Source organism: Streptococcus oralis, from assembly GCF_003943385.1.
Taxonomy (GTDB): Bacteria; Bacillota; Bacilli; order Lactobacillales; family Streptococcaceae; genus Streptococcus; species Streptococcus oralis_CA.
This window is the reverse complement of record NZ_RJPI01000004.1, coordinates 148,100-157,840: the sequence shown is the minus strand read 5'-3', so window position 1 is coordinate 157,840 and position 9,741 is coordinate 148,100. Positions and strand designations below refer to the sequence as shown.

Here is a 9,741-nt window from a genome sequence, read left to right as displayed (position 1 = left end):
GGCAGACGCACAGGACTTAAAATCCTGCGATTGGAAACGATCGTACCGGTTCGATCCCGGTCCTCGGCATATAATAATGAGCACCCTTAGCTCAACTGGATAGAGTACCTGACTACGAATCAGGCGGTTAGAGGTTCGAATCCTCTAGGGTGCATTTTTTCTATTTAACTCGGGAAGTAGCTCAGCTTGGTAGAGTACTTGGTTTGGGACCAAGGTGTCGCAGGTTCGAATCCTGTCTTCCCGATTGATTTATTGACTAAGATACTTAAGTGAGTATCTTTTTTTGGCTCTTTGTCAACTGTAGTGGATTGAAGAAAAGCTAAGATCGAGAAAGGACAAATTTTGTCCTTTCTTTTTTTATGTTCAGAGTGATGAAAATCTATTTTTTGAAGTTTTCAAAGTTTCGAAAACCAAAGGCATTTCGTTTGATGAGTTTAATGAGATTATTAGTCGCCTCTAATTTTGCGTTAGAATAGGGTAGTTGAAGGGCGTTGACAATGTTCTCTTTATCTTTGAGGAAGGTTTTAAAGACAGTCTGAAAAAGAGGATGAACCAGCTTTAGATTGTCCTCAATGAGTCCGAAAAATTTCTCGGGTTCCTTATTCTGAAAGTGAAAAAGCAAGAGTTGGTAGAGATGATAGTGGTGTTTTAAGTCTTCTGAATAGCTCAAAAGCTTGTCTAGAATTTCTCTATTCGTTAAGTGCATACGAAAAGCAGGGCGATAAAATCTCTTATCGCTGAGTTTACGGCTTTCTTGTTGAATGAGCTTCCAGTAGCGCTTGATAGCCTTGTATTCATGGGATTTTCTATCGAATTGGTTCATGATTTGGACCCGCACACGGCTCATAGCACGGCTTAAGTGTTGCACAATGTGAAAGCGATCCAATACAATTTTTGCATTTGGGAGTGAAACAGTCTGGTAGACTGTTTCAGCCTGAGCCTAGAAATTCGAAAGCGAAGTCGTTTAGCCAAGTCATAGTAAGGGCTAAATATATCCATCGTAATGATTTTCACCTGCCAACGGACGGCTTGATTGTAGCGAAGAAAATGATTTCGGATGATAGTTTGTGTCCTGCCTTCAAGGACAGCGATGATATTGAGCTTGTCAAAATCTTGCGCAATGAAACTCATCTTTATCTCCCGATTGAAACAGTCACTCCCCTGACTGTTTCAACGTCCCAGGACATAATCTCAGGAAGTCGGCTAAAGTCATGTTTAAAGTGAAAGTTATTGAGCTTGCGAATGACAGTTGAAGTTGAAATGGCCAGCTGATAAGTAATATCAGTCATAGAGGTCTTTTCAATCAACTTTTGAGCAATTTTTTGGTTGATAATACGAGGGATTTGGTGCTTTTTCTTGACGAGAGAAGTCTCAGCGACCAACATTTTCGAACAATGATAGCACTTGAAACGACGCTTTTTCAGAAGAATTCTAGTAGGCATACCAGTCGTTTCAAGGTAAGGAATTTTAGATGGTTTTTGGAAGTCATATTTCTTCATTTGACTTCCGCAATCAGGACAAGATGGGGCGTCATAGTCCAGTTTAGCGATGATTTCCTTGAAGGTATCTCTATTAATAACATCCATAATTTGGATATTAGGGTCTTTAATATCGAGTAGTTTTGTGATAAAATATAATGGTTCCATATGATTCTTTCTAATGATGGTTTGATCGCTTTTCATTATAGATCTTATGGGACTTTTTTTCTACAACAAAATAGGCTCCATAATATCCATAGGGGATTTACCCACTACAAATATTATAGAGTCTGCAAACAACACCCCATGACTAGAAGATTCTTCTAACCATGGGGTGTTTTCTCTATAGGAGGGCTAGGTTATACTCCTCGAAAATCTCTTTAAACCACGTCAGCTTCGCCTTATCTACAACCTCAAAGCTGTGCTTTGAGCAGCCTGCGGCTAGCTTTCTAGTTTACTCTTTGATTTTCATTGAGTATTAGTTCTTTTTCTTGTTTTTTATCAACCATCCAAGTCCGAGAAGGGCAAGGATGCTGAATCCAGCAAGGGCAAGAAGGGATTTGTTCTCAGTACCTGTGTTTGGAAGGACCTTCTGAGAAAGAGTCTCTGTAGCAGTTTCTTGAGAGTCAGGATTTGCTACTAGGTTTTGGGCTTGGTCTTGTTCTGATTCAACTTCCAAGCTAGAAAGATCAAATTCTGGTTTTTCTTCCACAGATGGGGCAACGATGGCACCACCTTGAGACAAGCGGAGAACAACGGCAGTAAGAGCGTTCAATTGCAACCCTTTTTCAGTCCATTTAAGACCTTGAGGTTTAGCAATTCCTACTGGTCCTGCTTGGTTTTCATCAGCCAAGACTTCGGCCTTTCTCAAGTGAGCAAAGGCATTTCCCAAGTTGAATTCGCGAGCCTTACTATCCGCATTGACAAAGACAGCGTAGACATCACCGTTTGAAGCAGTGATTTGGTAGCCGATGATCACATCTTCTTTTTCAACGCCATTTTGTCCTGGGACAGTGATGAGGTGGACGCGCTCTTTGATGTCTTGCAGACTCTTGAGTCGGAAGGCGTCTGTAGATTGACGAAGGGCAATCAAGCCTTTCATGTAGTCACGGCTCTTGACATTTTCAGGGAAAGCTTTGCTATCTGTTGCCTTGGTCCAATCAAACTTGTTGACAGCATCACTAGAGTCGTAAGAGTCATGGATAAAGTAAGGATAGACAAATGGCTTGCCGTCCTTGTCACGCAACAAGTGAGACTTGTTTGGGACCTTATCCTCTGGAACAGGAGTCTTATAGGCTGGATCAAGGAATTGTTTAGTACGTCCATATTCCTGACCAGAGTGGATAAACGGAGTTCCTTGAGCAGTTAAGACCATGAGGTTTCCAAGTCGCAAACGACGATGGATCTCAGCGTAGTTTTCCGCCTTACTTGGGTCTTTTTTGATAGACTGAGCTATGATGTCAAAGAGGGTCAAGTTATCATGGGCTGCGATATACTGGATCACATCTCCAGGACTGTCTGCTTCAAAGTTAGTTGGTTGAGCAATCAGATTTTTAAAGATGGTATTGATATCGCGTTTTCCACCTGTGATAAAGGCCGGTTGACCTTCGTTTGGATAACCAGATTTGAGGTTGTTACGGATGTCATCTGAAAAGACAGCGACAGTATCGGTTTTCTTCATCCAAGACTGGTCAGCAGGTTGGGTTGGCATATTTTCATCACCAGCATAGGTTCTCCAACCTTCGCCTAGCATGATTAGATTTGGATTAAGGGCGCGTGCAGCCTTGTAAGCTTCTTCAATAGAAGCCGCATCATGGTCTCCCATCATATCGAAACGGAAACCATCCACTTTGTAGGTTTCAACCAGATACTTGATGGAGTCTACCAAGACGCGTTTAGACATGTAGTGGGTAGTTCCCAAACGACCGCCTCCAAAGTTAGTACGTGGAGTTCCGTCTGCGTCCATAAAGTGATAGTAGTTTGGCTCAATATCCTCAAAAATGTCAACATTGGCAGTATGGTTGTAGACCACATCCAAGATAGCCCCCATACCACGTTTATGGATTTCGTTGATGAGGTTTTTGAATTCTGCGATTCGTTTTTCTGGATCCTTGGGATCGCTTGAGTACATACCAGTCAAGGAGAAGTAGTTTTGAGGGTCATATCCCCAGTTGTAATTGCTGTTGCTTGAAGCGTATGCAGACAAACGTTCATGGTTTTTCAATTCATTGACAAAGTAGTAGGACAAGACTGGAAGGAGTTGGATATGGGTCACACCCAAGTCTTTGAGATAGTCTAGTTTTTCGATAAAGGCTTCAAAGGTACCAAATGGCTTGGTCAAATCTTTTGCGATGGCAGGATCGGAAGTAAAGTCACGGACATGAGCTTCATAGATGACCGCATCTTCGCGCGATTTGAAGTTGCGAATCTTACCGTAGGTCAAGTCTTGTGGGCCTAGTTTTGCTGGATCGACAAAGGCAGCTTTAGCGACCTTATGAGCTGCATCTGTTTTTGCTAGATCACTGTTCCAAGCCGCTAGTGATTTGGCATAAGGGTCAAGAACGAGAACGGTTTTACCTTGACGCTCGATTTGGTAGTGGTAGTAATAGCCAGTGTAGTTGCTGATACCTAGACCTGAGTTTGCGTCCAAAGTTTGTTTCCAGGTTCCTTTTTCTCCTTTTTCAAGGGCGACAGTTCCGACTACCTTTTCAGGGTCTTTCTTGTCGTAGACAACGACAGAAACCTTATCAGCACTTGGAGACCAGATGGTGAGATCGACACGCTTGCCATCTTCTTTTAGAGTTGCGCCGAGTGAACCATCGTAACTGTAGGACTCATCCTTGAGGCGCCAGCTTGAACGTGTGGTAAATCGGTCTGAATTGTAGCTGACAGTGTACGGGTGTTGAGTGTCAGAGAAGTCGCCGATGTAGGTCACTTTCTTACCAGCCTCATCCACTTCCACGTCTGTGATAGCTACTTTGTTTCCTTGATGGTCAGTGATGTTGGAGTGTTTAAGAATGTCTTCTTTCTTAGCTCCAACGAGGGTAGAAAAACTGCTTTCGATACGAGACTTGGCCACGTGTTGGGCACCAGTCATGCGGATGTCGTGCACATAGTAGGGGTTAGTGTAGATGGTTTCGTCATCATCCTTGAGGAAAATCTGACTGTGATTTTTTAGATCAGTGAATTTATAATCTTCTTTTCTGATTTTCACATCATCGCCTTTCTTGCTTTCGTCTAGTAATAAAAATCCAAATTCTCTTGCAGCTTCATTGAGTGGGATATCAATGTAACGGCCATATTTTCCAGTTGCGGTAAAGTCAGTACCGTCAGGCCATTCTCCACTGATTGGGTTCTTGACATCGCCCCAATACCAGAGAGATTTTTTGTCATAGTTGCCATCGGTGCGGTAGTAGTTGACACGAACAGTACCTGCTGGCTGAGGGCGGTAGTTGTATACCTTGTAGTTTTCATCCAACCAGGCCTCATTCATTTTTGGAGAAAGGCGCTCTACAGAACGGTCTCCAGTAAGGTTATCTCCTTTGGTGTTGTTGATGAGGAAGCTGATCTTCTTGGCTTGATCATTCTTGAGTTTGACGTCTAGGTAATAGCCATAGTCATCTTTCTTGGCATCCTTGAAGGACTTGGCTCCATTGGGCCAGTTTTCAGAAGGTTTTTCAACATCGTCCCAAGTCCAAAGACCTTGAGAATCCTTGTTTTCTTCAGGGAGTTTTTTTACGTGGATGCGGAAGTGGTTGTCTTCGATTGGTGATTCAGAACTAGTATCTGCTTGAGGTTTTTGATCAGAACTTGGCGTCGAAGTACTAGTATCTACTTTCTCTTCCTTGCTGTTAGGCTGACTTGTAGTAGCTTCTTCTTTTTTAGGTGTTTCAGCTACTAGAGGAGCGTCAGTTGCTGGGGTTTCCTTTTTAGCATCAAGGGAAGCGTTTGCATTGTTTTGCTCAGAAATAGGGCTTTGCTCTTGTGTTTGACTTGCTTCGGTCTCGGTAGGAGCCTTGGCTACAGCACTAGTATTTTCCTGAGCTTGAGGGAGGTTCTCGTTAGCCGAAATGGTTGGCATTGCAGCAGAAAGCAGGACAATGCTAGCACCGATAAGGACAGAACCTGTTCCATTTTTCAAGGAACGAATACCGTAAACCATTTTTTTCTCAGTTTGAGATGGGATCTTTTTCATCACAATTCTCCTTGTGTAGTTATTCTTTATCAGTATAGCATGAGGTAAAGATTAGTGCAAGCGTTTTCCTAATTTTTAAAAGAAAATTTTATGCTTCATTCTTTTGAAATTTTAAACCATTTTATAGGAAAAGATTGTTTGAAAAATAGTAAAAAAATCTTGAAAAATCTTGTCCGATAAGGTATAATTAGAGTAATCATTTGTCGTAGGTTTTGTCTGAAATATTGTCCAGACAAGACTCACAGCAGTTAAATCTCCTGAAAAAGTCGGATTTAGCTGCTCTTTTTGTGCTTTTTTTCAGGTTTTTGAGCTCTTGTAATAAAGATTTAAAGATTCTGAAAATTCATCAGAAGGACATGGTGATAGGGGTTTTACAACCATTTGACGAATATAAAAGCCTGATGAAGCAGGCTTGGAACTTTATTTACAAAGGAGAATCATCTTGGCAGGACATGACGTTCAATACGGGAAACATCGTACCCGTCGTAGTTTTTCAAGAATCAAAGAAGTTCTTGACTTACCAAATTTGATTGAAATTCAAACCGATTCATTCAAGGATTTCCTAGACCACGGTCTTAAGGAAGTTTTTGAAGATGTATTGCCAATTTCAAACTTCACAGACACTATGGAGTTGGAGTTTGTTGGCTATGAGATCAAGGAACCCAAATACACGCTCGAAGAAGCTCGTATCCACGATGCTAGCTACTCAGCACCCATTTTTGTAACCTTCCGCTTGATCAATAAAGAAACAGGCGAAATCAAGACCCAAGAAGTTTTCTTTGGTGATTTCCCAATCATGACAGAGATGGGTACCTTCATCATCAATGGTGGTGAACGTATCATCGTATCTCAGTTGGTCCGCTCACCAGGTGTTTACTTTAACGATAAAGTTGATAAAAACGGTAAAGTGGGCTACGGTTCAACGGTTATCCCTAACCGTGGAGCTTGGTTGGAACTTGAAAGCGACTCAAAAGATATCGCCTACACTCGTATCGACCGTACTCGTAAAATTCCATTTACGACCTTGGTTCGTGCGCTTGGTTTCTCAGGTGATGATGAAATCTTTGATATCTTCGGTGACAGCGAATTGGTTCGCAATACCGTCGAAAAAGATATCCACAAGAATCCAATGGACTCTCGTACAGACGAAGCTTTGAAAGAAATCTACGAACGCCTTCGTCCAGGTGAGCCTAAGACTGCTGAAAGCTCACGTAGCTTACTTGTGGCACGTTTCTTCGACCCGCGTCGCTATGACTTGGCAGCAGTTGGTCGTTACAAGATCAATAAAAAACTCAACATCAAAACACGCTTGCTCAACCAAACCATCGCTGAGCCATTGGTAGATCCTGAAACGGGTGAAATCTTGGTAGATGCTGGAACCGTTATGACTCGTAGCGTGATTGAAAGTATCGAGCCTCACTTGGATGGCGACTTGAACAAGATTGTATATATTCCAAATGATGCAGCGGTTGTGACTGAGCCAGTTGTTCTTCAAAAATTCAAGGTTGTTGCACCAACGGATCCAGACCGTGTTGTAACCATCATCGGGAATGCAAATCCAGACGACAAGGTTCGTACGGTGACTCCTGCAGATATCCTTGCTGAGATGAGCTACTTCCTCAACTTGGCTGAAGGTATCGGACGTGTGGATGATATCGACCACCTTGGAAACCGTCGTATCCGTGCAGTTGGTGAATTGCTTGCTAATCAAGTTCGTCTTGGACTTTCTCGTATGGAACGTAATGTCCGTGAGCGTATGTCTGTTCAGGACAATGAAGTTTTGACACCGCAACAAATCATTAACATCCGTCCTGTAACAGCTGCAGTCAAAGAATTCTTTGGCTCATCACAGTTGTCACAGTTCATGGACCAACACAACCCACTTTCTGAGTTGTCTCACAAACGTCGTTTGTCAGCCTTGGGACCTGGTGGTTTGACACGTGACCGTGCTGGATATGAAGTCCGTGACGTGCACTACACTCACTATGGTCGTATGTGTCCAATCGAGACACCTGAAGGACCAAACATCGGTTTGATTAATAACTTGTCATCATACGGACACTTGAACAAGTATGGTTTTGTCCAAACACCTTACCGTAAGGTTGACCGTGAAACAGGTGTTGTGACCAACGAGATCGTTTGGTTGACAGCCGATGAAGAAGATGAATTTACTGTGGCACAGGCCAACTCACGTCTGAACGAAGATGGAACTTTTGCTGAGAAAACTGTTATGGGACGTCACCAAGGGGTCAACCAAGAGTATCCTGCTAATGTTGTTGACTACATGGACGTATCACCAAAACAGGTAGTTGCCGTTGCGACTGCGTGTATTCCATTCTTGGAAAACGATGACTCCAACCGTGCCCTCATGGGTGCCAACATGCAACGTCAGGCTGTGCCATTGATTGACCCAAAAGCACCTTACGTTGGTACTGGTATGGAATACCAAGCAGCTCATGATTCTGGTGCGGCTGTTATTGCTCAGTATGGTGGTAAAGTTACATACGCAGATGCTGACAAGGTAGAGGTTCGTCGTGAAGATGGTTCATTGGACGTTTATCACATCCAAAAATTCCGTCGTTCTAACTCAGGTACTGCCTACAACCAACGTACCCTCGTAAAAGTTGGCGATGTCGTTGAAAAAGGCGATTTCATCGCTGACGGGCCTTCTATGGAAAATGGAGAAATGGCGCTGGGACAAAACCCAATCGTTGCCTACATGACATGGGAAGGTTATAACTTCGAGGATGCCGTTATCATGAGCGAACGCTTGGTCAAAGACGATGTCTACACATCTGTCCACCTCGAGGAATACGAATCAGAAACACGCGATACAAAGCTTGGGCCTGAAGAAATTACTCGTGAAATTCCAAACGTTGGTGAAGATGCTCTTAAAGACCTTGACGAAATGGGAATTATCCGTATCGGTGCTGAGGTTAAAGAAGGAGATATCCTTGTAGGTAAAGTAACACCTAAGGGTGAAAAAGACCTTTCAGCCGAAGAACGTCTCTTGCACGCTATCTTTGGAGACAAGTCTCGTGAAGTGCGTGACACCTCTCTTCGCGTACCGCACGGTGCTGATGGTGTCGTTCGTGATGTCAAGATCTTTACCCGTGCAAATGGTGATGAGTTGCAATCTGGTGTGAATATGCTAGTTCGCGTCTACATCGCTCAAAAACGTAAGATCAAGGTCGGAGACAAGATGGCCGGACGTCACGGAAACAAAGGGGTTGTCTCTCGTATCGTTCCTGTAGAAGACATGCCTTATCTTCCAGACGGAACTCCAGTCGATATCATGCTGAACCCTCTTGGGGTGCCATCACGTATGAATATCGGTCAGGTTATGGAGCTCCACCTTGGTATGGCTGCTCGTACCCTTGGTATCCACATCGCAACACCAGTCTTTGACGGAGCAAGTTCGGAAGACCTTTGGGACACTGTTAAAGAAGCAGGTATGGATAGCGATGCCAAAACAATCCTTTACGATGGACGTACAGGTGAGCCGTTTGACAACCGTGTATCAGTTGGTGTCATGTACATGATCAAACTCCACCACATGGTTGATGATAAATTGCACGCGCGTTCAGTCGGACCATACTCAACCGTTACCCAACAACCACTCGGAGGTAAAGCTCAGTTTGGTGGACAACGTTTCGGTGAGATGGAGGTTTGGGCTCTTGAAGCCTACGGTGCGTCAAATGTCCTTCAAGAAATCTTGACTTACAAGTCTGACGATATCAACGGACGTTTGAAAGCTTATGAAGCTATTACAAAAGGAAAACCAATTCCAAAACCAGGTGTTCCAGAATCCTTCCGAGTTCTTGTAAAAGAATTGCAATCTCTTGGTCTTGACATGCGTGTCCTTGACGAAGATGACCAAGAAGTGGAACTTCGTGACTTGGATGAAGGAATGGACGAAGATGTCATCCACGTAGATGACCTTGAAAAAGCCCGCGAAAAAGCAGCTCAAGAGGCTAAAGCAGCCTTTGAAGCTGAAGAAGCTGAAAAAGCAACAAAAGCGGAAGCAACAGAAGAAGCTGCTGAATAAGAATAAGCAGTTCACTTAAA

General features: G+C 43.4%; 2 protein-coding genes, 2 tRNA genes and 1 pseudogene. 3 read left to right on the top strand and 2 right to left on the bottom strand.

What is annotated here, in order from left to right:
- The first annotated feature begins 80 nt into the window (after positions 1-80).
- Both D8803_RS04715 and D8803_RS04710 read left to right on the top strand, forming a co-directional pair.
- Positions 81-154 (top strand) — tRNA-Arg (locus D8803_RS04715).
- Positions 155-170: 16 nt separating this feature from the next.
- Positions 171-244 (top strand) — tRNA-Pro (locus D8803_RS04710).
- Positions 245-294: 50 nt separating this feature from the next.
- Here D8803_RS04710 and D8803_RS04705 read toward each other — a convergent pair.
- Both D8803_RS04705 and D8803_RS04695 read right to left on the bottom strand, forming a co-directional pair.
- Positions 295-1,646, bottom strand: a pseudogene (locus D8803_RS04705) (transposase).
- Between the two features lie 310 nt (positions 1,647-1,956).
- The gene (locus tag D8803_RS04695) at positions 1,957-5,673 is read right to left on the bottom strand and encodes a pullulanase (RefSeq protein WP_131200407.1); all 3,717 of its coding nucleotides are present in this window, start codon (positions 5,671-5,673) and stop codon (positions 1,957-1,959) included.
- 442 nt (positions 5,674-6,115) lie between these two features.
- Here D8803_RS04695 and rpoB point away from each other — a divergent pair, with 442 nt between their 5' ends.
- Entirely contained in the window at positions 6,116-9,721 is a 3,606-nt protein-coding gene (rpoB, locus tag D8803_RS04690) for a DNA-directed RNA polymerase subunit beta (protein ID WP_131200406.1), read from the top strand.
- The last annotated feature ends 20 nt before the right edge of the window (positions 9,722-9,741 follow it).

Excerpts from the sequence above, each read along its gene's own strand:
- D8803_RS04695 (WP_131200407.1), bottom strand. The coding sequence starts at position 5,673 with ATGAAAAAGATCCCATCTCAAACTGAGAAAAAAATGGTTTACGGTATT.